Annotated in this window: 26 protein-coding genes and 2 tRNA genes; 13 read left to right on the top strand and 15 right to left on the bottom strand. The window is 58.9% G+C overall.

Annotation, left to right across the window (positions count from 1 at the left end):
• The first annotated feature begins 36 nt into the window (after positions 1-36).
• A complete protein-coding gene (locus tag ACTZWY_RS16160; RefSeq protein WP_444791738.1) occupies positions 37-702 on the top strand; it encodes a S24 family peptidase in 666 nt (221 codons plus the stop codon).
• On the top strand, positions 699-1,229 hold the full coding sequence (locus tag ACTZWY_RS16155; RefSeq protein ID WP_444791737.1) for a hypothetical protein: 531 nt from the start codon (positions 699-701) through the stop codon (positions 1,227-1,229). The genes ACTZWY_RS16160 and ACTZWY_RS16155 overlap by 4 nt, the downstream gene beginning before the upstream one ends.
• Before the next feature lie 1,133 nt (positions 1,230-2,362).
• Here the strand turns inward: ACTZWY_RS16155 and gpt are convergent.
• The 3 genes from gpt to fabI are packed head-to-tail and all read right to left on the bottom strand — an operon-like array spanning position 2,363 to position 4,315.
• A complete protein-coding gene (gpt, locus tag ACTZWY_RS16150) occupies positions 2,363-2,863 on the bottom strand; it encodes a xanthine phosphoribosyltransferase (RefSeq protein WP_444791736.1) in 501 nt (166 codons plus the stop codon).
• 11 nt (positions 2,864-2,874) lie between these two features.
• Positions 2,875-3,489, bottom strand: coding sequence for a LysE family translocator (locus ACTZWY_RS16145; protein ID WP_444791735.1), 615 nt, complete (start codon positions 3,487-3,489; stop codon positions 2,875-2,877).
• Between the two features lies 1 nt (position 3,490).
• Positions 3,491-4,315, bottom strand: coding sequence for an enoyl-ACP reductase FabI (fabI, locus tag ACTZWY_RS16140; RefSeq protein WP_444791734.1), 825 nt, complete (start codon positions 4,313-4,315; stop codon positions 3,491-3,493).
• Between the two features lie 268 nt (positions 4,316-4,583).
• Between fabI and pdxH the strand changes: the two genes are divergently transcribed.
• The 4 genes from pdxH (at position 4,584) to ACTZWY_RS16120 (ending at position 6,486) form a co-directional block, all read left to right on the top strand.
• A complete protein-coding gene (pdxH, locus tag ACTZWY_RS16135) occupies positions 4,584-5,189 on the top strand; it encodes a pyridoxamine 5'-phosphate oxidase (protein ID WP_444791733.1) in 606 nt (201 codons plus the stop codon).
• A 99-nt stretch (positions 5,190-5,288) separates the two neighbouring features.
• Positions 5,289-5,846 carry a cold-shock protein gene (locus ACTZWY_RS16130; protein ID WP_444791732.1) on the top strand — a complete coding sequence of 186 codons (558 nt, stop codon included), beginning with the start codon at positions 5,289-5,291 and terminating at the stop codon, positions 5,844-5,846.
• Positions 5,846-6,328: a DUF192 domain-containing protein gene (locus ACTZWY_RS16125; protein WP_444791731.1), complete on the top strand. Its 483-nt coding sequence runs from the start codon at positions 5,846-5,848 to the stop codon at positions 6,326-6,328. The genes ACTZWY_RS16130 and ACTZWY_RS16125 overlap by 1 nt, the downstream gene beginning before the upstream one ends.
• An 81-nt stretch (positions 6,329-6,409) precedes the next feature.
• Positions 6,410-6,486: transfer RNA gene (locus tag ACTZWY_RS16120), tRNA-Pro, on the top strand.
• Positions 6,487-6,496: 10 nt separating this feature from the next.
• On the opposite strand, the gene ACTZWY_RS16115 is transcribed toward ACTZWY_RS16120, so the two are convergent.
• The 3 genes from ACTZWY_RS16115 to ACTZWY_RS16105 are packed head-to-tail and all read right to left on the bottom strand — an operon-like array spanning position 6,497 to position 8,617.
• A complete protein-coding gene (locus tag ACTZWY_RS16115; protein WP_444791730.1) occupies positions 6,497-7,117 on the bottom strand; it encodes an aminotransferase class IV family protein in 621 nt (206 codons plus the stop codon).
• Positions 7,075-8,214, bottom strand: coding sequence for an aminodeoxychorismate synthase component I (locus tag ACTZWY_RS16110; RefSeq protein ID WP_444791729.1), 1,140 nt, complete (start codon positions 8,212-8,214; stop codon positions 7,075-7,077). Before ACTZWY_RS16110 ends, ACTZWY_RS16115 begins: the two co-directional genes overlap by 43 nt.
• A 55-nt stretch (positions 8,215-8,269) precedes the next feature.
• A complete protein-coding gene (locus tag ACTZWY_RS16105) occupies positions 8,270-8,617 on the bottom strand; it encodes a YigZ family protein (RefSeq protein WP_444791728.1) in 348 nt (115 codons plus the stop codon).
• A gap of 153 nt (positions 8,618-8,770) precedes the next feature.
• On the opposite strand from ACTZWY_RS16105, the gene ACTZWY_RS16100 reads away from it, so the two are divergent.
• The gene (locus ACTZWY_RS16100) at positions 8,771-9,073 is read left to right on the top strand and encodes a hypothetical protein (protein ID WP_444791727.1); all 303 of its coding nucleotides are present in this window, start codon (positions 8,771-8,773) and stop codon (positions 9,071-9,073) included.
• A 367-nt stretch (positions 9,074-9,440) separates the two neighbouring features.
• Here the strand turns inward: ACTZWY_RS16100 and ACTZWY_RS16095 are convergent, their stop codons facing one another.
• The 5 genes from ACTZWY_RS16095 to ssb form a co-directional block, all read right to left on the bottom strand.
• Positions 9,441-10,634, bottom strand: a complete 1,194-nt coding sequence (locus ACTZWY_RS16095) for a UbiH/UbiF family hydroxylase (RefSeq protein ID WP_444791726.1) — start codon at positions 10,632-10,634, stop codon at positions 9,441-9,443.
• 102 nt (positions 10,635-10,736) lie between these two features.
• On the bottom strand, positions 10,737-10,937 hold the full coding sequence (locus ACTZWY_RS16090) for a hypothetical protein (RefSeq protein ID WP_444791725.1): 201 nt from the start codon (positions 10,935-10,937) through the stop codon (positions 10,737-10,739).
• A gap of 94 nt (positions 10,938-11,031) precedes the next feature.
• A complete protein-coding gene (locus tag ACTZWY_RS16085; RefSeq protein ID WP_444791724.1) occupies positions 11,032-11,676 on the bottom strand; it encodes a pyrimidine 5'-nucleotidase in 645 nt (214 codons plus the stop codon).
• A gap of 92 nt (positions 11,677-11,768) precedes the next feature.
• Positions 11,769-11,842, bottom strand: a tRNA-Gly gene (locus ACTZWY_RS16080).
• A gap of 45 nt (positions 11,843-11,887) precedes the next feature.
• Positions 11,888-12,391 carry a single-stranded DNA-binding protein gene (gene ssb, locus ACTZWY_RS16075; RefSeq protein WP_444791723.1) on the bottom strand — a complete coding sequence of 168 codons (504 nt, stop codon included), beginning with the start codon at positions 12,389-12,391 and terminating at the stop codon, positions 11,888-11,890.
• Positions 12,392-12,580: 189 nt separating this feature from the next.
• Between ssb and ACTZWY_RS16070 the strand changes: the two genes are divergently transcribed.
• The 6 genes from ACTZWY_RS16070 to ACTZWY_RS16045 all read left to right on the top strand — a co-directional run bounded on the left by ACTZWY_RS16070 (position 12,581) and on the right by ACTZWY_RS16045 (position 18,968).
• Positions 12,581-13,195 carry a lytic transglycosylase domain-containing protein gene (locus ACTZWY_RS16070; protein ID WP_444791753.1) on the top strand — a complete coding sequence of 205 codons (615 nt, stop codon included), beginning with the start codon at positions 12,581-12,583 and terminating at the stop codon, positions 13,193-13,195.
• Between the two features lie 106 nt (positions 13,196-13,301).
• Entirely contained in the window at positions 13,302-14,540 is a 1,239-nt protein-coding gene (locus tag ACTZWY_RS16065; protein WP_444791722.1) for an aminotransferase class V-fold PLP-dependent enzyme, read from the top strand.
• Positions 14,541-14,609: 69 nt separating this feature from the next.
• Positions 14,610-16,031, top strand: a complete 1,422-nt coding sequence (locus ACTZWY_RS16060) for a cryptochrome/photolyase family protein (protein WP_444791721.1) — start codon at positions 14,610-14,612, stop codon at positions 16,029-16,031.
• Positions 16,032-16,062: 31 nt separating this feature from the next.
• Positions 16,063-17,316, top strand: coding sequence for a class I SAM-dependent methyltransferase (locus tag ACTZWY_RS16055; protein WP_444791720.1), 1,254 nt, complete (start codon positions 16,063-16,065; stop codon positions 17,314-17,316).
• Between the two features lie 78 nt (positions 17,317-17,394).
• Entirely contained in the window at positions 17,395-17,853 is a 459-nt protein-coding gene (locus ACTZWY_RS16050) for a TrgA family protein (protein ID WP_444791719.1), read from the top strand.
• Complete coding sequence (locus ACTZWY_RS16045) at positions 17,850-18,968, top strand: gamma-glutamylcyclotransferase (protein WP_444791718.1); 1,119 nt, start codon at positions 17,850-17,852, stop codon at positions 18,966-18,968. The genes ACTZWY_RS16050 and ACTZWY_RS16045 overlap by 4 nt, the downstream gene beginning before the upstream one ends.
• 5 nt (positions 18,969-18,973) lie before the next feature.
• Here ACTZWY_RS16045 and ACTZWY_RS16040 read toward each other — a convergent pair whose 3' ends face one another.
• Genes ACTZWY_RS16040 through ACTZWY_RS16025 form a run of 4 tightly spaced genes read right to left on the bottom strand, consistent with a single transcriptional unit; the run spans position 18,974 to position 22,597 of the window.
• On the bottom strand, positions 18,974-19,570 hold the full coding sequence (locus tag ACTZWY_RS16040) for a nucleotidyltransferase family protein (RefSeq protein ID WP_444791717.1): 597 nt from the start codon (positions 19,568-19,570) through the stop codon (positions 18,974-18,976).
• The gene (locus tag ACTZWY_RS16035) at positions 19,570-20,874 is read right to left on the bottom strand and encodes a branched-chain amino acid ABC transporter permease (RefSeq protein ID WP_444791716.1); all 1,305 of its coding nucleotides are present in this window, start codon (positions 20,872-20,874) and stop codon (positions 19,570-19,572) included. The genes ACTZWY_RS16040 and ACTZWY_RS16035 overlap by 1 nt, the downstream gene beginning before the upstream one ends.
• Positions 20,871-21,881 (bottom strand): branched-chain amino acid ABC transporter permease, encoded by a 1,011-nt coding sequence (locus ACTZWY_RS16030; protein WP_444791715.1) that lies wholly within the window; start codon positions 21,879-21,881, stop codon positions 20,871-20,873. The genes ACTZWY_RS16035 and ACTZWY_RS16030 overlap by 4 nt, the downstream gene beginning before the upstream one ends.
• 5 nt (positions 21,882-21,886) lie before the next feature.
• Positions 21,887-22,597 carry an ABC transporter ATP-binding protein gene (locus tag ACTZWY_RS16025; RefSeq protein ID WP_444791714.1) on the bottom strand — a complete coding sequence of 237 codons (711 nt, stop codon included), beginning with the start codon at positions 22,595-22,597 and terminating at the stop codon, positions 21,887-21,889.
• Positions 22,598-22,631 lie beyond the last annotated feature (34 nt).

The following is a 22,631-nucleotide window of genomic DNA, read 5'->3' as shown; positions in this document are numbered from 1 at the left end:
ATTTACGAATTAGCCGCTAGTGGCTAAAGTGCTTCGATGGACCCGATTCTTACGACCATTGATGAGGCACTAAAACGAAAAGGCTTGTCGGATGCGGCAGCCTCTAAGCTTGCCGTTGGTCACCCTTCGCTTATCAAGAACCTTCGAATGGAGCGCAAAGGCGAGAAGCGGTACAATCTTCCTGCGCTACAGCGCCTTTCTGAAGTCCTTGGTCTTGAATTCTATTTCGGGCCGCCTCGAAGCGCTGGAGCTCCTCCAACCACTACGGTCGCGGGCGAACAATTTGACACCGTTGCGCGCTATGACGCGGTTGGCGAAGCAGGCAACGGCATGATCAATTTTGATGGCCCGCCGATCGACCATCTGGCTTTCTCGAAGCGCTGGCTTGCTCAGAACGGTATCTCTGCGGGCGACAGTGTCCTCATCAATGTACGTGGCGACAGTATGGAACCCAGCCTCTATGATGGTGATCTTGTGATGATCGACCGGCGTAAACGCCATATTCGCTCGGGTCAGATATACGCGTTCCGTGATGGCGAGACATTACGGATAAAACGCATTGAAGTCATTCCGAGCACCGCCCTTCTACTGCGCTCGGATAACCCCAAACACCCGACGGAGCACCGTATTGGCGACGCCATGAACGACATCAGCGAAAATATCCTTGGCCAGATCGTTTGGTCAGGGCATACTTGGGGATGATCGTCATGTTTCATTGGTTCAAAAATAAACAAAAAGCAAATCTGGAACATCTGCCAGATATTGAAATAGGTCCGGATGGACGCCCGCGCCCACCACACTTTCGTGGCTTGAGAAATCCCGAAAACACAACTCATAGCCAGAGATTGCTGGCTTTGAAATGGTCGATTCTTTGGCGACGCGATGAAAATTTAACACCCGAAAATTTGATTAATGCGCTAAATCAGCGGCTCACGGGCATACCAAAAAAACGGCGCGAACCATTTTCAGAAACAGTGGGCATGGCGATGCGCGTAATTCAATTATCTGCGCAGCGTAATCGGATGGAGCGCACAAAGCGCGCTCTTCCATGGGTGGAGCTAAGGCTAGGCCCGCAGGAATGCCCATGCGCAGTAGCTGTTGCCGCTGACAAAGTTATTAGGCCGGCTGATGAAGGATTTACTATACCACTTGTCGGATGTGATCAGACGGTGTGCAAGTGCTGGCAACAACAGTTGACTGACAATCAAAAAACACAGAGATCCAGTTAAGTTAAGCGCGGAGTTAGCGGTGAGGTTACTATTACTTTCTGCCACCCTTTTAATGTCAGGGACAGCATTCGCGTCCTACTCTGGGGTGAATGAACACAAGCGATTCGTAGTCATCGACGCACCAGACGCGACCTACGGATGCGAATGGTTAGGGGCACTATTCGAGTTTGACCAAGCCTTTCGAACGGGTGACCAGCAAGTTATCGCAGAGATGGTAGATGAAGGCATATGCGTGCCAATTTGGAATGGATCAACTGGAGTAGTATTAGACAATGCTCGGCCTCATGAGATTGAAGTAGTCGTCGAAACTTTCGAACGTTTGCCCTCATGGCCACCTCGTAGGCTATGGGTTTTGCAACGCCACGCGGCGATGATCCACTAACAAAGCTTGCTCCAACCAGGTAAATTGCGTGCATGTTTGGCAGGCCTCTAGATGTTCCGCTGCGTTGCCTTTATCTTATAATAACAAAGACTTGTGCTGAACATGCACATAGCTGCGACAACATGCATACTTATGTGCATGTTCCAATAGGTCCGCCTTGCGCCCTATCTGGTGTGATTCCCAATAAAACAGGGCTTAAATGGGCTGTTTAAGGGCGACACATGGTGCCTTGATATGCGGTTTAAGTACAGTTTTCATGCTTTCCTGCAAACATTGCACATCACTATGCGACACACCCAAGACGCCCTTTAAGCCCTTGTTTCTACGCGTTCATCCAAGGTCTTCCGGCATAGTCCTGTGTCTTCCGGTTTCCTGCAGATATCTCTGTCAACGCACATGGATTGTTTGTGGCGTGACAGGGATTCTTGCAGGGATTGGCGTCAATATTGGCCGCTGTATAGATTGAAGGGGGCGTAAGCCGGGTTCCTGGGCGGGGGAACACCGCGCCGAATGTCCAGTGCCCCTGGCCGCCGCCGGATTCGCGCGGGGCGTTCTGAACCCTGTCATTGCGCCCGTGCCGCGCGCAGTCGTTTGCCTTCAAACCCGCGCGCCAGACCCGCGCTTTTTCAGAAGCTGTGCGCGCATACTGCGTTCGCATAAGTCACGCGACGGCCCGTCAGAGCGTGTCGCATGTCTTTTGGCGCAAAACCGATTCCCACTTTTGCGCGATATGCTTTAAGGGCAGCACATTCTAGGCGCCGCGATAGGGTTCGACATATTGCAAGGCCATATCCCACGGAAAAAAGATCCATGTGTCCTGACTGACTTCGGTGATGAAAGTGTCGACCATGTCGCGCCCTTGGGGCTTGGCATAGACTGTGGCGAAATGCGCCTTAGGGTAGAGCTGGCGGACCAGTTCAAGGGTTTTGCCGGTATCAACCAGATCATCGATGATCAAAATACCCTCGCCGTCGCCCATCATCTCGGATTGTGGGGATTTCAGCACTTTGGCAGCATCGCGGGACTGATGGTCATAGGATTTGACGCTGATCGTATCAACCACGCGAATATCGAGTTCGCGCGAGATGATCATCGCAGGCGCAAGGCCGCCGCGCGTAATGGCCACCACAGCGCGCCATTGGCCGCCATCGGGGCCTTGCTTGTCCAGCCGCCACGCCAGCGCGCGGCTGTCGCGGTGGATCTGGTCCCAGCTGATATGGAAGCCTTTTTCATGGGGCAGGCGGTCGGTCATGGGTCTTCCTTTCAGGTGGCGGCGATCTTGACCCCCAGCAGGGCCAGCAGCCCGCCAAAGGTCCGGTCAATCAGGGTTTTCAGCGAGATATATCGTGCCCGTGTGCGGTCCATGGCAAAGACGCGCGCCACAGCCGTGGTCCACAGCGTTTCATTCAGGAACACCACTGCAAGCAGCGCCCCCAGCACCCAAAGCGGCGTTTGTGGGGGCACCGTGCCAAGGAAGATGGCAGCGAACATGACTGCGGGTTTCGGGTTGGCCAGTTGTGTCAGCAATCCCAGACGGAACGCGGACAGGGGCGTGCGGGGCAGGGCGCGGGTTTGGGACATATCCAAGGGGGTCTGTGCATTGCGCCACATGCCCCAGCCCAGATACAGCAGATACGCCGCACCTGTGATTTTCAACGCCCATAGCAGCGCAGGCGCAGCGGCAAAGATCACGCCCAAACCAAACAGCGCGGCAGAGGCCCAGAAAACCGCACCCGTGCCAATGCCCACGGCCAGAAAAACGCCTGTTCTAAACCCTTCGCGCAGGCCAGTGCGCGCGGCCATCACAACAGCGGGGCCGGGGCTGATGGCGGCGAACAGCGATAGCCCTGCAAATGCCAGAAAGGCCGCAAGCGTCATGTCAATGCGCGTCCTTTTTGCCCGTCACAACGTCAATATCGGGCGCATCCACTGCTTTCATGCCAACAACGTGGTATCCCGCATCGACATGCAAATTCTCGCCCGTCGTGCCAGACCCCAGGTCTGACAGCAGATACAGCGCCGCCTTGCCGACTTCTTCTTGCGTGACATTGCGGCGCAGGGGAGAATTCAGTTCATTCCATTTCATGATATAGCGGAAATCACCAATGCCACTTGCCGCAAGCGTCTTGATCGGGCCTGCGCTGATGGCGTTGCAGCGGATGCCGTCCTTGCCCAGATCCTCGGCGATATACTTGACCGAGGCTTCCAGCGCCGCCTTGGCCACGCCCATAACATTGTAATGCGGCATGACCTGTTCTGCGCCGTAATAGGTCATGGTCAGCAGGCTGCCGCCCTCTGGCATCAGTTTGGCCGCGCGCTGGCATACCGCAGTGAATGAATAGACCGAGATATCCATCGTCATGTTGAAATTGTCGCGCGACGTGTCAACATATCGGCCGCGCAATTCGTTCTTGTCGGAGAATCCGATCGCGTGAACCACGAAATCAATTTTGCCCCAAAGCTTCTCCAGCCCGTCGAACACCCCGTCCACAGACGCCATGTCAGTGACGTCGCATTCAAACAGATGCGGGGTTCCCAGGCTTTCGGCCAGTGGCAAAACCCGTTTTTTCAGCGCTTCGCCCTGATAGGAAAATGCCAGTTCGGCACCGTGTTCGGCAAGCGCCCGGGCGATGCCCCACGCGATGGACTTGTCATTCGCAAGCCCCATGATAAGGCCGCGTTTGCCGCTCATCAGTTGTGCCATTGTCCTGTCGCTCCTTGCTGGTAGGCTGTTGTTTCATGCTTTAGGCCAAGCGCACGGGCCGCGCAAGTCAGCCTGTTTAAGGCGCGCCCGCAGATTATTTGAGGGGCGTGCGCAATTTGAAACGGCTAATCCCGTCACGAGGGGTTGCGCTATTCGCCCGAGTCATTAATACCATAGTCATATTTAGATTTGGTCATAATTTGGAGGGATGTCGAAGCGCCGCAACCGCAATGCGTTGATACCCCTTTGGATTATGCACGGAGGGAACGTGACTACGCGTAGTGGAATTTTTGCCGGTGATGACCCCTTCGCCCTGGCCAGGACGTGGTTGTCCGATGCACAATCGGTGGAACCAAATGACCCAAACGCAATTGCGCTGTCCACTGTAGATGCAGATGGATCGCCCAATGTCCGAATGGTCCTGCTGAAGGATATTCTGGACGACAGCTTTGTCTTCTACACCAATTACGGCAGCGTCAAGGCGCGCGAGATTGACCATGCTGGCAAGGCCGCCTTCGTGCTGCACTGGAAATCCTTGCGTCGTCAGATCAGGGTTCGCGGGGTCACCGCGCGCGCCGAAGGCCCCGAGGCCGACGCCTATTTCGCGTCCCGGTCGCTGAAAAGCCGACTTGGCGCGTGGGCGTCGCGTCAGTCCCAGCCTTTGGGCGCACGCACGGACCTGATGGCAGAAGTGGCGCGTCAGACCCTGCGGCTTGGGCCAAACCCGCCGCGCCCGCCGTTTTGGGGGGGGTATCGCATCACACCGCTGGAAATCGAGTTTTGGGCAGATGGGGATTTCAGGTTGCATGACCGGTTTCGATGGCTCAGACCCACGCCCGGCGCCGCATGGACCGTGACACGACTATCGCCTTGATCGGCAGTGGCGTGACAGTATGATACCCCGGCGTACTGGCGGGGCACCTGGTCGAAAATGCTGTATTGGACGTAAGATAAATGATGTGGAACAAGAAACATGACTTCGCCTGACGAAACGACAGAAAAATACGCCGGTGTCGTCAAATGGTTTGACCCCAGCAAAGGGTTCGGGTTCATCATTGCTGAACAGGCAGGGTCCGATATTTTGTTGCATGCCAATGCGTTACGCAACTTCGGCTTGAATTCTGTCTGTGACGGGGCGCGTATTACGATACAGGCGCAGAAAACGACGCGCGGGTTGCAAACTGTTGAGGTGCTGGAAGTGTTACCCCCCGAAGGCGAAGACGCAACCCGCACGGCGGGCGGCGATCTGTCCCCGGCGGTTGATATGTCCATCCCGCTGGAACCCGCGCGGGTGAAGTGGTTTGACAAGGTCAAGGGCTTCGGGTTTGCCAATATCTTCGGGAAACCCGAAGATGTGTTTGTGCATATGGAAACGCTGCGCCGTGCCGGGCTTGCGGAATTGCAACCGGGCGAGGCATTGGCGATGCGCGTTGCAGATGGCGAACGCGGGCGAATGGCTGTGTCCATTGAACCCTGGGAATCCGGCATGTCCCAGCCGCCACATGCGACCACCCCCGTGGGGAACAGCTGATGCTGCGGCGCGGCCTGCTTCTGGGTGTGGTCTTGCTGGGGCTGTCCGTCCTTGGCGGCGTGGCCCAAGCGGCATGTTCGGATACGCGCGTGGAGATGCGCGGTGATTGGGGGCAGGCCGGTTTCAACGTCGAGATTGCAGATACCGATGCCCTGCGCGCACAGGGGCTGATGAACCGCGAGACGCTGCCGCGATCGGCAGGCATGCTGTTCATTTTCGAGGCCCCCACCAGCCCGTCCTTCTGGATGCGCAACACATTGATTCCGCTGGACATGATCTTTGTCGATCCTACAGGGGCTGTCACACATGTGCATCACAACGCCATTCCACATGATACAACACCGATTCCCGGTGGGGACAATGTGCTGATGGTGCTGGAAATCAACGGCGGATTGTCGCGTTCAATGGGCATTGATATCGGGTCAGAGTTGCGCCACCCGCGACTTGATGACGCTATCGCGCTATGGCCCTGTGACCCGTGACGCCATGCAATGCGGTTTCTTCTGCCAAAGGCAAGATTGCCTCTTTTCTTGGGAGGGGAACCTCGTTACATAGCCCTCAGTCGGGGCGTGGCGCAGCTTGGTAGCGCGACGGTTTTGGGTACCGTAGGTCGTAGGTTCGAATCCTATCGCCCCGACCATTCATCCAGTTCAATGATTGGGAACAGGCACATAAGTTGCGGCAATCAGGCCGCGCAGTGCATTTCCAACCCATAAACGCAGCTTGGGCAGGTCCTCGGGATGCAAAACCTCCTCTGGGCAATTCATGGCACTGCGCAAGACGCCCGGCAGTAGCCCCGATGACAAAGGGGGTGTGCGCATGCCATCGCCCCTGTCGAAAAACACTGTCGTGATGGTGCCGTCGCAGACCTCATTGCGTTCATTCACAAAAATCAGTTCATCCAGCCCATCCGGCAACGACGCGCGGGCGCTGTCATATATGCCACGGCGGCTGGATTTGATGCGCAACCACGGGTCTGAGGATGTCAGGCGTTGAGCCGCCAGCCCGACACGCCATTGGGTGGCCTGTGGTGGCAGCGGGTGGGTTTCCAGTTCAAGCTTGCCCTGCGCATCCAGTGTCAAGCGCAGCCGTGCCGGATGAGCGGGGCCTTGAAGGACAGGTTCGGGGCAGGTCCAGCCCAAGGCGCGCGCACCCGCAGTCAGGCGCGCCAGATGAAGCGGCCAGTGCCGTATGCGGTGGCCGTCCCAATACATGGTTTCAAACAGTTTCAGGCCGGGGTGATCAGCGCCTGCATATAGCGTGCTTTCCACAATGCTTCCTCCCATTCGCCTGCGGCTGTGCTGTCGCGCACAACGCCGCCGCCGACATTCGCCAGTATTTGGCCATCGCCCGACAGGCGCAAGGTCCGTATTCCCACAGACCAGCATTGATCGCCAGACGGGGCGGCCCAGCCAAGTGCCCCGCAATATACCCCGCGCGCATGGGGTTCCAGTTCCGCAATGATTTGCATTGCGCGAATCTTGGGTGCCCCGGTGATGGACCCGCAGGGAAACAGCGCCGCCATCAGGTCGGGCAGGGTGGCGCCGTTTTGCAAATGGCCCTGAATGCGGCTGCTCATCTGGTGGACCGTGGCGAAACTGTCGATGGCAAACAGTTCGGGCACCTTCACTGTGCCAACGCGCGATATGCGCGCAATGTCATTGCGCAGCAGGTCAACGATCATCAAATTCTCGGCCTGTGATTTTTCACTGTCCAGCAGTTCTTGCAACAATTCTGCATCGCGCACAGGGTCGGGGCTGCGGGGGGCTGTGCCTTTCATGGGGCGGCTTTCGATCACCCCGTCGGTGACGCTGAAAAACAGCTCCGGGCTGCGCGAGATGATGACCGGGCCGACCCCTGCATCAATGAAGGCCCCGAACCCGACAGATTGCTGCGCGCGCAGCGCCCCGTATAGCCCCAGCCCCGTGCCCGAACGCAATTCTGTAGCAAGCGGAAAGGTCAGGTTGATCTGATAACAATCGCCCGCTTCGATATAGTCCTGAAGCCGCGCAAAGGCCGCGTCATAACAGGCGCGTTCGACAAGCGGCTGCAACGGGGCCAGCTGCGCATCGGTGGCTGCGGCGGCTGCGTGGTGCAAAAACGCATCGGGGGCCTGTGGCGCGTCATAGACGCCAAGCACCACCAGCGGGGCCGCGTGATCCACCTTCAGCGAGTCATGCAGGCGCGGCTCGAAAACATGGCCTGCCTCATAGCTCAGGTATCCCGCGACCCATGCGCCGGCGCGGCGTGCCGCTTCGGCCTGTTCAAGGACGCGCAGCACGTCTTGCGGCGTCCATGCGACCAGCAGGCGGGTGGGCGTATCGAAAAGCGCGGGTTTGCCTTGGGGGCCATGTTCAATCAGGATCACGGGCAGGTAGCCTTGTCTTGCGGTTATTGCAGTTGGTTGGTGCGGTGGTCGCGTTTTACATCTGCGCCATATAATGCCGCACAGCCGTTTGCACATGCCGAAAACGGTCCCCGCCAAGGTGTTTTCCGCCATACCAGCGTGTAACCACGATTATGTGGTCCCTTACCCCTTCACGTTCCAGCATGCGCAGGATGGTCAGGCCCGCCCCCGCCTCGCCGTCATCGCTTTTCAGGGGGCCATCGGCACAGATCAGGGCCCAGCTGTGGTGGGTGGCCCTGGCGAATTTGCGATCCTGTTTCAGCAGGGCCACGAAATTGCGTGCGTCGTCATTGTCGCGGCAGGGACCGCCGGACACGGCATATCTGGACCCGCGATCCGTGACAATGTTGTTCAGAATGCGCATATCCGGTGGATAGGGGCTATCAGCAGCGGGGGCAAGCGCTATGGCACGCGCTGATCGGCACCTATCCGCGACAATTGGTCTGGCGCGCAACAAGTCCCTTGTTTTTGCGCATTGCATGCCTATCATTGAATATAATAAGGTCAGGAACACATCATGCCCAAGCTTATCAAGGTCTATATCCAGCAGGTGGCGATAGGGTTTGGCCTGTCGGCGGTGTTCACCGCGATCCTGATCTATTTCAACATCGGCAACCTGCAACGTCTGGTTTTCGGGTCCAGTGACGGGCTATTGGGGTTGTTTCTGATCTTCTTCTTCAATGGGCTGGTATTTGCTGGCGTGCAATTTGCCATTCGAATCATGCGGATGGGGTTTGAAGATGATGACGATGATGATGACCATGGCGGCGATGGCGTGCGCCATACTGACCCTGTGCCAGTTCGTATTTCGGTGAAATAACACATTTCGAGCGCGATCAGTTCGGTATAAACAGCCCACACCGTCAGGTGTCATGCGCGCGCGGTAGGTGGCAGGCCCGCAGCGACCGTGGTGGCGTGAATTTCCCGAGAGCCTGAGTGTTCAGGTGGGCGCCAGATAACATGGCCAGGACCATGCCAGAGCCAGCTCCCTCGGAGTTGCTTATGGGCCACTGGAAAAGGGCTACGCACGAGAAGAGCAGCACCTGCCAACCCCGAAGATAGGCAGTGCCGGGCCGCAGTTCAAGGCATAGTTCGCCACATTCCCGCAAGCCCGACATACCACTTGATGAACGCGGCCATCAGCGCCGGACTTGCGCAGCATTGCGCCCGCACAAAAGGGCTGCGCGTCACTGCCTGACGCCGATGCCCATTTTCATGAGCGTGTGCCGCACGGGGGCCGTTGAATACATCGCATCCAGCATTTTCGCGCGCATGTCGCGCAAGGGCCGGGCGTCAATCATGGACGCGCGGTTCAGCAGGCCCACACCGGCCACGCGCAAGGCGACATCAGGGTAGCGCCGGTTGTGATAGGCGCGCAGCATTTTGGGTGACCCCAGCGTTTCGGGGGTGGCAATGTCCACCAATGCTGTCAGATCGGCCAGTGACATGTTCAACCCCTGCGCACCAATCGGGGGCACGACATGGGCCGCTTCGGCCATCAATGCCGTGCGTTCGCCATAAAATCGCTCGGCAATCTGGCTGATGATTGGCCATACTGTCCGGCGGGTCACCAGATGCAATTGCCCCAACACCCCACAGGACCGCAGGTTCATCTCGGCCGCGAATGCGTCTTCTGGCAAGGCGGCCAGACGGGCCACCTCTGGTCCGGTTTCCATCCAGACGACGGCTGAACAGGGCGTGCCGTCCCGGTCGGGCAGCGGCACCAGCGTAAACGGCCCGCCAGAGCGGTGAATTTCAGTCGATACATTGTCATGCGCAACAGGGTGCGTCACGGCAAAGGCCAGCGCCTTTTGCCCAAAGCGCGTTGTTCGCACCCCGATATCCAAGGCCGCGCGCATGGGCGAATTGCGCCCGTCCGCCGCAATCAGCAGTTTTGCCGCAACCATGGTGCCATCTGTCAGGCCAATCAGGGCGGCAGTTTCGCGTGTGGTCAGGGATTTGGTGCCAATGCCGGGGCGGAAGGTGACATTGGGCAAGTCCTGCAATCTGGCCACGCATTCGCGCCGCAAAAGCCAGTTGGGCAGGTTCCAGCCAAAGGGTTGGTCTGAAATATCAGCTGCGTTGAAGTCATGGCTGACGCGGGGTTCATGGGTTTCGCCGCCCGCATCAACAATACGCATCACCTGAAGCGGGGTTGCATGCGCGGCAAAGCGCGGCCAAAGCCCCGCCAGTTCCAGCACCCTGACAGAGGGCTGCAAGAAGGCCGTTGTGCGCAGGTCGGATGCGGGGTCGGCCTCGGCCATGATGGGGGGGGTGGGGTCCACACACAGCACATGGTAACCCTGCGACCCGAAGGCGGCGGCAGCCGTCAATCCGGCAATTCCGCCACCAGAAACCACAATGTCGAATGTTTCGCGCATGCCTTGTCCCCAATATTCAATCAGGGACAGACATTAACGTTGTGACGCGCAAGTGCAATGCGGCCAAAGGATGCAGGCAGAAATTGTGTTGCGCCGCACCTGTCAGCCAAAGACGATGAAGCACAACAAGACCAACATCCCCAACGCGGCCGGCACCATGACCAGCACCAGACCGGGCAAGCCCATCGTCACAGTGGCGGTCACCAATGTGGCAATCACAAACAGCACGCCCGCCCAAATGCCCCAAGGCTCGTTTTTCAGGAATGTCGCGGATTGGGCGGGTTGGGTGGCGGTCATTGTCATATTCACTATCTCCGGTATTGGTTTACCGGGGACATAGTTTTTATTGCGCTGCAATGCAGCGTGGCATGTTGCCGCGCCGGACCTGCACGGCCCGTCAGGACAATTGTGCCAGAAAGCCCGTCAGGTTGTCCGTATGATGGTGAATGAACGGCGCGTCATGGGGGGCAGGCGCGACATGCACGGTGCGCATTCCCATTGCATAGGGCGCAGCAAGGTTGCGGGGGTCATCTTCGAACATGGCTGCGGTGCTGATGTCCAGCCCGTCAAGGCCGAACACATGTTCAAAGGCCGCACGTTCGGGTTTGGGCTGGTAATTGGCATTCTCAACCCCATACACCGCGTCAAAAATGCCCGCCAGCCCGCGCGCTTCCAGCACCTTGTGGGCATAGCCGCGGGACCCGTTGGTATAGACGATTTTTCGGCCCGGCAGGTTGGATATCCGGTTGCGCAGCTCAGGGTCCGGCGCGATCACGGAAAAATCAATGTCATGCACATCTTGCAGATAGCGCACAGGGTCCATGTCATGCTTGCGCATCAACCCCGCCAAGGTGGTGCCATATGTGGCCCAGTAGTCGCGCCGCAACTGGTTGGCTGCGGCATGATCCACCTTCAATTCCTGCATGACGAAGGCGACCATGCGCTTCTCAATTTGGTCGAACAGCCGGATTTCGGGGGGATACAGTGTATTATCAAGGTCAAAAACCCAGCCACGCACCCCGTTGAAGGAAGAAGATACCATAACCGCCCCTTCGTCTGGCCAATCCGGCCCCTGAAACTGTGCCATCCTTGCGCGGCGCAGTTTATGCACGGTGCCAGCGTGACAATGTGGGATGGAGCGGGTGAAGGGAATCGAACCCTCGTCTGGAGCTTGGGAAGCTCTCGCTCTACCATTGAGCTACACCCGCAATGGCGTCTCGTTACCCCAAGACGCCGGACCCGTCAAGCGGGGCTTAGAACGGAATTTCATCATCCATGTCGGACGGGCCGGAAGGTGCGGAACTGCCAGACCCGCCATAGCTGGCCCCATAGCCCTGATCGCGGTCATAGCCCCCGCCACCGCCACCACCTGCAGCGCCGCCGCCAGACCCGCCGCCCCCGTCGCCGCGCCCGTCAAGCATGGTCAATGTGCCGCCCATGCCCGCGACCACCACATCAGTGGAATAGCGGTCCTGACCGCTTTGGTCCTGCCATTTGCGGGTTTGCAGCGTGCCTTCCACATAGATTTTCGACCCTTTGCGCAAATACTGCTCGGCCACGCGCACCAGCCCGTCGCCGCGCAGCACGACATTGTGCCATTCGGTGCGTTCGCGCTGTTCGCCCGACGCGCGGTCGCGCCAGCGTTCGGATGTGGCAATGCGCAGGTTGCAGATTTTGCCGCCATCAGGGAATGTGCGCACTTCCGGATCGCGCCCCAGATTGCCAACCAGTATTACCTTGTTCACCGATCCAGCCATTTTTGCCCCCTGCGTGTTCTAGAATCTGCATTTGCTGTCAAACGCTGTTTTCCCTCATTGGTCGCGCGGCGTAAAGCAGGGAATCCGGGTCTTTCGCGGACCGGCAGCAAAAAGAAGCCTGTGCGAGCAGGGGCAGGGTGGTCATTTTGGGATAGTGCTGTTGCGGGATTTGCAGTATCTACTGCGATGATGCGTGCGATATTGTTTACATCCGGCCTTGCGGCCCTTGTTGCGTTTGCCCCGTCCAGCGGGTTGGGGCAGGGGCTTAGCTTGTCGCGCGGCAATGACAGCGCGGGGCGGTCAGATGTGGTGTCGCGCGCGGCGCGCGTGATCGATGGGCGCTTGTCGCAGCAATATTCGGCGTCGGTGCGGTTATTGCCAAATGCCCGCGACCAGTCCCGCGATGACCCCGTTATTCCGCGGTATTCCGGCCCGGATGCGGGCGCATTTGCCGAAATTGCCCGCAGCGCGGCACGCAGGCACAATATACCCGAAGACCTGTTTTTGCGCCTTGTCCATCAGGAAAGCCGCTGGAACGCGGCGGCTGTGTCGCATAAGGGGGCGATCGGGCTTGCGCAGCTTATGCCGGCAACGGCGCAAATGCTGCGTGTGGACCCCCACGACCCGCAACAGAACCTGGATGGCGGCGCGCGGTATCTGCGCATGATGTATGACAAGTTCGGGGATTGGCGGCTGGCGCTTGCGGCCTATAACGCAGGGCCCGGCGCGGTCGAGGCGCATGGCGGCATCCCGCCCTTTGCGGAAACGCAGCACTATGTCCGGGTAATTCTGGGCGCAGGCTAGCTTTGGGGTGGGGGACGTTTTGTCCACCCCCCCCACGCAACGGGTTGTGCCCGGCGCATTGCCAACGCAAAGTGACGCCAACAGCCGGAAGAAAGAAAGCCCCCACATGACCTTGCCTGTTCTGGACCTTGATTTTGTGCGCGCCATGTTCCCCGCCTTTGAGCAGCCTGAACTGGCGGGGCAGCGCTTTTTTGAAAATGCGGGCGGGTCCTATACCTGCAAGCCAGTGATTGACCGGCTGTTTCGCTATTATACGCAACGCAAGGTTCAGCCCTATGGTGCCTATGCGGCGTCGCGCCTTGCGGGCGCTGAAATGGACGAAGCGCGCACCCGGCTGGCCGCAATGATGGGTGTCGACACCGATGAGTTGAGTTTCGGACCCTCAAGCACTGCAAACACCTATGTTCTGGCCCAAGCCTTTGGCGAAATGCTGTCGCCGGGGGATGCCGTTATCGTCACCAATCAAGACCATGAGGCCAATTCAGGCCCATGGCGGCGTCTGGCCGCGCGGGGAATTGACGTGCGCGAATGGCAGATCGATCCGGCCAGCGGCCATCTGGACCCTGACGCGCTGTGGCGCTTGATTGATGACAAGGTGCGGCTGGTGTGTTTTCCCCATTGTTCCAACATCGTGGGTGAAATCAATCCTGTCGCGCAACTCTGCGCGGCCCTAAGGCAACAGGCAATCTGGTCCTGCGTGGACGGGGTGTCCTATGCCCCGCATGGCTTGCCTGATGTGGGGGCGCTGGGGGCCGATATATATTTGTTTTCCGCCTATAAGACTTATGGGCCACATCAGGGCCTTATGGTGGTGCGGCGTGAGCTGGGCCTGCAATTGCCCAATCAGGCGCATTATTTCAACGCTGACACGCTTTATAAACGGCTTACCCCCGCAGGGCCGGACCATGCCCAGATTGCCGCCTGCGCGGGCATGGCCGATTATTTCGATGCGCTGCATGCCCATCATTTTGGCACAGGTCCACAGCCGGATGCCGCCACACGTATGGGGCAGGTGCATGACATGATGCGCGCGCATGAAACGGTGCTGCTGCGCCCCTTGCTGGAGTATGTAAGCGGCCGTAACGACCTGCGCCTGATCGGCCCACAGGCGGCGGATGCCCGCGCGCCCACTGTGGCGCTGGAACATGCGCGGGCGGGGGGCGATCTGGCGCAGGCGCTTGGCGCGCTGGGTATCATGGCGGGCGGCGGCAGCTTCTATGCCAACCGTGCGTTGCAAGCCCTTCAGATTGATCCCGCAAGGGGTGTTCTGCGGCTGTCATTTGTTCATTATACCACCCCCGATGATCTTGACGCATTAATTCTGGCGCTAGATCAGGTTTTGTAAGGGCCGGAAGGGAAGAACGCTCCCGCGTGGTGATATGAGTATTTTTAGCAAGATGAAGCTTGAGGAAACGTGACACAGATTTCCCCTGTTATCTGGTGGGTTCGGCGGGATTTGCGTCTGGCTGATAATCCCGCGCTACACGCGGCTGTGTCATCGGGGCGGCCGGTGATTGCGGTATTCATTTATGACAGTCTTGTAGAAGGTTTGGGCGCAGCGCCCAGATGGCGCCTTGGGCTGGGGCTGGAGGAATTTGCCAGAAATCTGGAACGTATCGGCGCGCGGCTGATCCTGCGCAAAGGGGATGCGGTTGAGGTGCTGCGCGATCTGGTCAGGCAGACAGGCGCATCAGCGGTTTGGTGGGGGCGCCAATATGACCCCACGCAGGTTGAACGCGACAAGGCAGTGAAACAGGCATTGCGCGACAACGGGACCGAAGCCCGAAGTTTTCCCGGACATCTGCTGTTTGAACCCTGGCAGGTGCAAACAGGGCAGGGCAAGTTCTATCAGGTTTATTCCCCGTTCTGGCGTGCGGTCAAAGACCTGGATGTTGCGCCGCATCTGGCCGCGCCCGACCAGATACACCCGCCCGAAACCTGGCCTGCCAGCGACACGCTGGCAGATTGGGGGATGGGGCGCGCTATGAATCGTGGCGCGGCTGTGGTGCTGCCACATCTGCGGATTGGCGAGGATGCGGCCCGCGCGCGGCTGGACAGGTTCATCGCCAGCACTATTGCACACTACAAGGAGAAGCGGGATTTCCTGGATCAGGACGCCTGTTCGGGCCTGTCCGAGAATCTGACCTATGGTGAAATCAGCCCGGTCGCGTTGTGGCATGCCGGGCGGCATGCGCTGGACGCTGGAAACCCCGGCGCCGAGCATTTCCTGAAGGAACTGGTCTGGCGCGAATTCGCCTATCACCTTGTGTTCCATACACCCCACATAACCCATAGCAACTGGCGCGACGGGTGGGACAGGTTCCCGTGGGGCAATGGCGACAGCGCAGATGTGCTGCGCTGGAAACAGGGGCGCACAGGCATTGACGTGGTCGATGCAGCGATGCGCGAAATGTATGTGACCGGCCGCATGCATAACCGCGCGCGTATGCTGGTGGCGTCCTATCTGACAAAACACATGCTGGTGCATTGGCGCGTTGGGCTGGACTGGTTCGCGCAATGCCTTGTTGACTGGGACCCGGCCGCCAATGCCATGGGGTGGCAATGGGTGGCAGGGTCCGGCCCCGATGCCGCCCCCTATTTCAGAATTTTCAACCCCGATACACAGGCGCAGAAATTCGATTCGCATCAACGCTACCGCAAGGCGTGGATTGCCGAACTAAGCCGCACCCCGCCGCCCACGGCCACATCGTTTTTTGAGGCCTGCCCGCGCGCCTGGGGCCTGAGCCCCAATGACACGCGCCCCGCCCCGCTGGTTGATCTGGCAACAGGGCGCAACAGGGCGCTGGACGCCTATCAGCACAACAAAAACTCTTGAAAATACCACAGGGACAAGGATCGTATTGCCAATGCGCGATGATACAATATCATGCGACACCATGATACCACAGGTTCTGACAACACTTGATAATCAGGAAAACTTGCCGCGGTTTTTTGGTGCTGCCCATGCAATGGCCGCGCGGTTGAACAAGGGCCGGTTGGATGTCACCTTGCCAGATGGCCGGATTTTCCGTTTTCAGGGCAAGTTGCCGGGCTTTCATGCTGCGATCACTGTGCATGACGCGGACCTGTTCGCGCGGCTTGTGCGCGAGGGGGATATCGGGTTTTCCGAAAGCTACATGGAAGGCGGCTGGAGCACGCCTGACCTGCAGGCGTTCATGGACCTGATCAATGACGACAACCCGTCGCTTTATGACGAAGTGCTGCCCATGAAACTGGTGCGCGCCATGGAACGTGTGCGCCATTGGCTGCGCAGCAATTCCAAAACGCAGGCACGCAAAAACATCGCCTATCACTATGATCTTGGAAATGATTTTTACAAGCTGTGGCTTGATGACAGCATGACCTATTCTTCGGCTCTGTTTCAGACAGGGCAGGAAAGTCTGGAAGCCGCGCAAGAAGCGAAATATGCCGCCATGGTGGACAGAATGGGCGTGAAGCCCGGTGACAGCGTGCTGGAAATTGGCTGCGGCTGGGGCGGATTTGCCGAATATGCCGCCGTCAAACGCGGGCTGAAGGTGACGGGCCTGACCATTTCGCAGGCGCAGCATGATTACGCTGTGGCGCGTATGCAAGCCGCCGGAGTGCAGGATCGCGTGGATATCCGCCTGCAGGATTACCGCGACACGCGCGGCCAGTATGACGCCATCGCGTCAATCGAAATGTTCGAGGCCGTGGGCGAGGCGTATTGGCCCGCCTATTTCAAATCCGTGCATGACTTGCTGAAACCAGGCGCAAAGGCGGTTATTCAGATTATCATGGTGCCGGATGACAGGTTTAAGTTTTATCGAAAACACGTTGATTTTATTCAAAAGTATATATTCCCCGGTGGTATGCTGGGCGCGCCCGGCCCGGTTCGCAAAGTGGCTGAAAGCAGTGGCTTGGCCTATATCGACACCCATGATTTCGGCGCCAGCTATTCCGAAACCCTGCGCCGGTGGCACCATAGCTTCACTGAACAATGGCCCCGGATTTCGGCCCTTGGATATGACGCGCGCTTTCGCCGGATGTGGGAATTCTATCTGACATCCTGCGCAGGGGCGTTTCGCTCTGGTAGTTGCGATGTCACGCAGCTGGTCTTGCAACGCCCGGACAAAAGCTGATCGGATGCGCCAGCCGCGTGGTTGTGAAGCGCATGAACACCACGTAGTAAGGTCTGGTATGACACCGGATGACCCTATATGCCCACACTGACCAGACTGGCCGCAGCGGTCTTGTTCGCCGCCCTCGCTTTTTATGCAGGCGAGCGGTATGTGCTGCTGTATGACCACCCCCCCCGACGCATGGATGGCAGCCTGTATCTGGCCGCCATCGCGGCGCTTGTGGGGTGGCGGTATGTGGGCAGGCATGTTTCCGCGAATGTTTTGCAGTCAATATTCCAGACATTACAGGGTGTTATCCTGACGCTTTTCTTGGCCTTGGCGCTGTTTGGCAGTTATCATGTGTTCTGGCAGGGGTATCGAATGCGCTATTCCAGTCTGGAAGGGGCGTTTCTTGGCTTTGTCGGGGCATGTCTGGATCATTTGCGCCGGATGTCAGACACAGATTTCCTGCTGCTTCTGGGGGGAATGACGGTTATATGCGGAATTGCCCTGACCATTGTTTTTCGTTGGGCAGAAGCACGGCGGTTTGATCGATGACAACGCATATATTCCTGTTTGGCCCCTTGCGTCATGACGGTTTGCGCGCTGTGGTGCTGGGCGCGGCGCATGTGGGACAGGCAGCTGTCCTGCCGGGGGCCGCGCTGGTTGATCAGTCGGGCTATCCGGCCCTTGCCAACAGCCATGATGCGCAAGTTGACGGGGTTTTGGTGGCCCTTGATGATGCCACGCGCGCCAGACTGGATTTTTACGAAGGGCTATTTGATTATGCCCGCGACACAGTGACAGTGCTGTGCGACGGGGCGGCGGTTCAGGCGCAGATATACCGCGCCCCTGACGCGCCGCCCGAGATATGCGCGCCGTGGTCGTTTTCGCGCTGGTGCGCGCGTCATGCCGAAGCCGCAGTTTTGGCCGCGCGCGAAGTGTTCGCCCTGCGCGCTGTTTACGGCCCCGAGGCGCTGAAGGTGCGCTACCCGATGTTGCTTGCGCATGCGGCGTCACAATTGCGCGCCGCCCGTGACGTGCAGCCCGCAACCCTGCGCGGAAACTGGAACCGCGATGATGTGGTGTCCCAACAGCGCATGCAGCCTTATGCGTATTTCTTTGGCGTGCAGGTCGATGACCTGACCTTCCAGCGCTTTGATGGCCGCGCAAGCGGACTGATCCGGCGCGCGGGTTTCGTCATGAGCGATGCTGTCACATTGCTGCCCTATGACCCTGTGCTGGATCTGGTGTTGATTATCGAACAGTTCCGGTATGGGCCGTATATCCGGGGCGATGTGAATTGCTGGTCGCTGGAACCCATTGCCGGGCGCATTGATGCAGGCGAAACGCCCGAAGAAGCGGCCTTGCGCGAAACACAGGAAGAAGCGCGGCTTGTCGTGCGCCACGATGCGCTTTTGCCAGTTGGGGCGTTTTATCCGTCACCCGGCGCGATTTCCGAATATCTGTATTCCTATGTCGCGCTGTGTGACCTGTCGCGCGACAATGAAGGTGTGTCAGGACTGGCCGCCGAGGCCGAGGATATCCGCAGTCATGTCATTCCTTTTGCGCAATTGATGGCGCTGATTGTCAGTGGTGAGGTGCGCAACGGACCGCTGATTCAGTCCGCCTATTGGCTGGCGCTGAACAAGGCGCGCTTGGGGACGGGCTGAGTATTTCAGGACTGGGCCTTGCGCCATGCCTGCCAGTCTTCCGGTGTGTCCAGATCGGTCAGCGCGCGCATGCCCTCCAACGGGTGCAGTCGCGGGGGATGGGCGCGTAGAATATCGCGCGCCCCTTGATCGCCCGCAAGGGCCAGCATATCGCGCAACAGCGCCCGTGGCACAATCACCGGATGACCGGGGCGGTTGTCGGATGTGGCGGCGCGCAGGCAGTCATCAGGCCGGGCCTGCTGCGCCGCGATCAGGGTGCGGAAATCATCAGATGTGATATCGGGCATATCGGGCAGGGCAATCATCAGGGCATCCACCGGCGCAGCCAGCCCCCAGTTTGCGGCCACCCGCAGGCTGGCCGCCATACCTTCATCCGCATCGGGAACACTCAGGACCGTCACGGGCAGCCCCGCAAGCACAGCCGCGCGCTGCGCTGCCCCCACCCGCAGGGTCACGGCCACATGCGCGCTGGCCTGCAAGGCCCGTTGGGCCACATGGCGCAACAGGGCCTGGCCCTCGATCTGCTCCAGCAGCTTGTCCCCGCCACGCATGCGCCGCGCCAGCCCGGCGGCGGGCAGCACTATGGCGCAAGGCGCGTGCATCAGCGTTCCGGTATCAGGCCACGCGGCGCAAAGCGCAGCATCAGCAGCAGCGCCACCCCCATGGTCAGAAGCCGCATATAGGCCGCAGACCCCAGCAAATGCTGTTTCAGGTCGGACCCGTCCGCCATGCCCGATGTCACCACTTCCATGAACCACCGCCCCGCCGGTTCCACCTGCACCCACAGGAACCATATCACGAACGCGCCCAGAACAGCCCCCCAGTTATTGCCTGACCCGCCGACAATCACCATCACCCAGATCAGGAAGGTAAAGCGCAGCGGCTCATAGCTGCCCGGCGTAAGCTGCCCGTCCATGGACACCATCATGGCGCCGGCCAACCCGCAGACAGCCGACCCTAGCACAAAAATATTCAGGTGTCGTTTGGTGACATTCTTGCCCATGGCACGCGCTGACACTTCATTGTCGCGGATGGCGCGCATCATGCGGCCCCATGGGGAATTCAGCGCCCGTTCCGCAAGCCACATCAGCAGCGCCAGCACAAGAATGAACAAGCCCGCATATCCCAACCCCGAGAGGACAGAAGCAGTTTGCGACACATTCCAGCCCAGTGTTTCGGCCAGCGATTGCACCCAAGGTTGCGGTTGCAAATCCACCGGGCGGGGCACGGGGCGGTCAATCCCGGTCACATTATTAACCCCGCGCGCCAGCCAGCGCTCATGTTTCATCACGGCAATGACGATTTCCGATATGCCCAATGTGGCAATGGCCAGATAGTCCGACCGCAGGCCCAGACTGACCTTGCCCACCAGCCACGCAACCCCCGCAGCAAACACCGCGCCAACAGGCCATGCCAGAATAACGGGCATGTTCAACCCGCCCAAATACCCCTCGGATGCCGGATTGACGGCTTGCACAGCACTTTTGGCCGGGCCGAACACATAGCTTGTCAGCAAATACCCAACCGCCAGAACGCCAGCAATGGCCGCACCGCGCAGCTTGCCGGGTGTCATGCGTTTGTATACGGCAATGGCCGCCAGAATGGTTGCCACCCCCAGCATCAGCCCCAGCAAAATGCCAAGCCCCCCTGCGGCCCACGCTTCCGGCACTGGCGGCTGTGCCACCAGAACCACGGCCAACCCGCCCACAGCGGTAAACCCCACGACCCCCACATTGAACAGGCCTGCATAGCCCCATTGCATGTTCACACCCAGCGCCATGATGGCGGAAATCAGGCTCATGTTCAGAATGGTTATGGCCAGTTGCCAGCTTTGGAACAGGCCGACCATCGCCAGAACAGCCCCCATCAGCGCAAACAGACCCAGATCGCGCGCGCTCAGGTTCATAGCACTTTCCCCTTGAAAATACCTGTTGGCCGGAACAACAGCACAATCACCAGAATTGCGAAGGTGACGGCAAACTTATAATCCACTGGCAACAGCTGCATCATGGATGTCGGCTCCAGCCCTTCGGGCATCAGGTAGCTGAACACCCGTCGCCATGCATAGGTTATGCCCATTTCCGCGAAGGCCACGATATAGGCGCCCACAATGGCCCCCACAGGCGACCCAAGCCCCCCCAGAATGGCCGCGGCGAACATGGGCAGCAGCAGCTGGAAATAGTTGAAGGGGCGAAACCCCTTGTCCAGCCCGTAAAGCGTGCCTGCAGTCACCAGCAGCATACCGGTAATCACCCATGTAATGATGACCACACGTTCAGGGTTGATCCCTGACAGCAGCGCCAGATCCTCGTTATCGGAATAGGCGCGCATGGATTTTCCCGCCCGTGTGCGGTTCAGGAACCAAAACAACACCACCATGCCGATCAGGGCCGTGATGATGGTCAGCGCCTGCGCATTGCGTAACGCCATCCCTTCGGCCAGTCCGGTGAAATCGCGGAAATCCCGGACCGAGAAGATGAACCGCTCGCCATCCTCAAAACGGGTTTCACCGACCCCCATGAACAGCCGCGTAATGCCATTTGTCACAAACATGACCCCAAGCGAAGCCATGACGAAGATCATCGGTTTGGCCTTGACCTTCCGGTAATAGCGATACACCAGACGGTCGGCGATCAGCAGATACCCAATCAAAACCACCATCCCGAACGGGATGGCCAGCACCGCGGTGGGCAGCGGGGCAATGCTGACACCTTGCGCCTGCAAAAAGAAGGTGCCCCCGATGACCGCCGCCGTTCCCAACGCCATGGTATCGCCATGTGCAAAATGCGCAAAGCGCAGGATCGAATAAATCAGCGTGATCCCCAGCGCCCCAAGTGCCAGCTGGCTGCCATAGGCAAGCGCCGGGATCAGCATGAAATTTGTGACACTGACAAGCGCGTTTAACGGTTCCATCCTGATCACCCCCCCAAGAAGCTTTTGCGCACATCCGGGTCGGCCAGAAGCGCGCGCCCTGTGTCGGTATAGCGGTTGGCGCCTTGCACCAGAACATAGCCTTTATCAGCTATTTCAAGGGCTTGCCGCGCGTTCTGTTCCACCATCAGAATGGAAATGCCACTGCGCGCAATCTCGATGATGCGGTCGAACAACTCATCCATCACAATGGGGCTGACCCCTGCCGTGGGTTCGTCCAGCATCAGGACACTGGGTTTGGTCATCAGTGCCCGCCCCACCGCCACCTGTTGGCGCTGCCCGCCCGACAACTCACCCGCCGCCTGTCGGCGCTTGTCGCGCAGGATGGGAAACAGCTCATACACCTGTTCAATCGTTTCCTGAAAATCGTCGCGGCGGATGAACGCACCCATTTCCAGATTCTCTTCTACGCTCATGGATGGAAAGATATTGCTGGTCTGCGGCACAAACCCCATGCCTTTGGCAACGCGGGCCTGCGGCGTCAGGGCGGTGATATCCTCGCCATTCAGACGCACAGCCCCCTTGCGCAGTTTCAACATGCCAAACACGGCCTTCATGGCTGTGGATTTTCCCGCGCCATTGGGGCCAACAATCACCGCAATCTGGCCCTTGTCCACCGCGATGGTGCAGTCATGCAAAATATCCGCCCCGCCATAGCCGCCGGTCATGGCATCCCCTATCAGAACCGGCTTATCCATGGGCCGAACCCTTTGCATGTTTCATCTTGCCCCA

Origin of the sequence: Roseinatronobacter sp. NSM, from assembly GCF_052379845.1 — a bacterium.
GTDB lineage: Bacteria > Pseudomonadota > Alphaproteobacteria > Rhodobacterales > Rhodobacteraceae > Roseinatronobacter.
This window is presented reverse-complemented; position numbering and strand designations above follow the sequence as displayed.

Bases quoted from the DNA above. Each gene is read 5' to 3' on its own strand.
- ACTZWY_RS16105 (WP_444791728.1), bottom strand. From the start codon at position 8,617: ATGCGCATTCTGAACAACATTGTCACGGATCGCGGGTCCAGATATGCC.
- ACTZWY_RS16055 (WP_444791720.1), top strand. From the start codon at position 16,063: ATGCGCGATGATACAATATCATGCGACACCATGATACCACAGGTTCTG.
- ACTZWY_RS16090 (WP_444791725.1), bottom strand. From the start codon at position 10,937: ATGACAATGACCGCCACCCAACCCGCCCAATCCGCGACATTCCTGAAA.
- fabI (WP_444791734.1), bottom strand. From the start codon at position 4,315: ATGGCACAACTGATGAGCGGCAAACGCGGCCTTATCATGGGGCTTGCG.
- ACTZWY_RS16065 (WP_444791722.1), top strand. From the start codon at position 13,302: ATGACCTTGCCTGTTCTGGACCTTGATTTTGTGCGCGCCATGTTCCCC.
- ACTZWY_RS16095 (WP_444791726.1), bottom strand. From the start codon at position 10,634: ATGCGCGAAACATTCGACATTGTGGTTTCTGGTGGCGGAATTGCCGGA.
- ACTZWY_RS16035 (WP_444791716.1), bottom strand. From the start codon at position 20,874: ATGAACCTGAGCGCGCGCGATCTGGGTCTGTTTGCGCTGATGGGGGCT.
- gpt (WP_444791736.1), bottom strand. From the start codon at position 2,863: ATGACCGACCGCCTGCCCCATGAAAAAGGCTTCCATATCAGCTGGGAC.
- ACTZWY_RS16085 (WP_444791724.1), bottom strand. From the start codon at position 11,676: ATGGTATCTTCTTCCTTCAACGGGGTGCGTGGCTGGGTTTTTGACCTT.
- ACTZWY_RS16155 (WP_444791737.1), top strand. From the start codon at position 699: ATGATCGTCATGTTTCATTGGTTCAAAAATAAACAAAAAGCAAATCTG.
- ACTZWY_RS16030 (WP_444791715.1), bottom strand. From the start codon at position 21,881: ATGGAACCGTTAAACGCGCTTGTCAGTGTCACAAATTTCATGCTGATC.
- ssb (WP_444791723.1), bottom strand. From the start codon at position 12,391: ATGGCTGGATCGGTGAACAAGGTAATACTGGTTGGCAATCTGGGGCGC.
- ACTZWY_RS16160 (WP_444791738.1), top strand. From the start codon at position 37: ATGGACCCGATTCTTACGACCATTGATGAGGCACTAAAACGAAAAGGC.
- ACTZWY_RS16130 (WP_444791732.1), top strand. From the start codon at position 5,289: ATGACTTCGCCTGACGAAACGACAGAAAAATACGCCGGTGTCGTCAAA.
- ACTZWY_RS16025 (WP_444791714.1), bottom strand. From the start codon at position 22,597: ATGGATAAGCCGGTTCTGATAGGGGATGCCATGACCGGCGGCTATGGC.
- ACTZWY_RS16070 (WP_444791753.1), top strand. From the start codon at position 12,581: ATGCGTGCGATATTGTTTACATCCGGCCTTGCGGCCCTTGTTGCGTTT.
- ACTZWY_RS16045 (WP_444791718.1), top strand. From the start codon at position 17,850: ATGACAACGCATATATTCCTGTTTGGCCCCTTGCGTCATGACGGTTTG.
- ACTZWY_RS16125 (WP_444791731.1), top strand. From the start codon at position 5,846: ATGCTGCGGCGCGGCCTGCTTCTGGGTGTGGTCTTGCTGGGGCTGTCC.
- ACTZWY_RS16145 (WP_444791735.1), bottom strand. From the start codon at position 3,489: ATGACGCTTGCGGCCTTTCTGGCATTTGCAGGGCTATCGCTGTTCGCC.
- ACTZWY_RS16100 (WP_444791727.1), top strand. From the start codon at position 8,771: ATGCCCAAGCTTATCAAGGTCTATATCCAGCAGGTGGCGATAGGGTTT.
- ACTZWY_RS16050 (WP_444791719.1), top strand. From the start codon at position 17,395: ATGCCCACACTGACCAGACTGGCCGCAGCGGTCTTGTTCGCCGCCCTC.
- ACTZWY_RS16040 (WP_444791717.1), bottom strand. From the start codon at position 19,570: ATGCACGCGCCTTGCGCCATAGTGCTGCCCGCCGCCGGGCTGGCGCGG.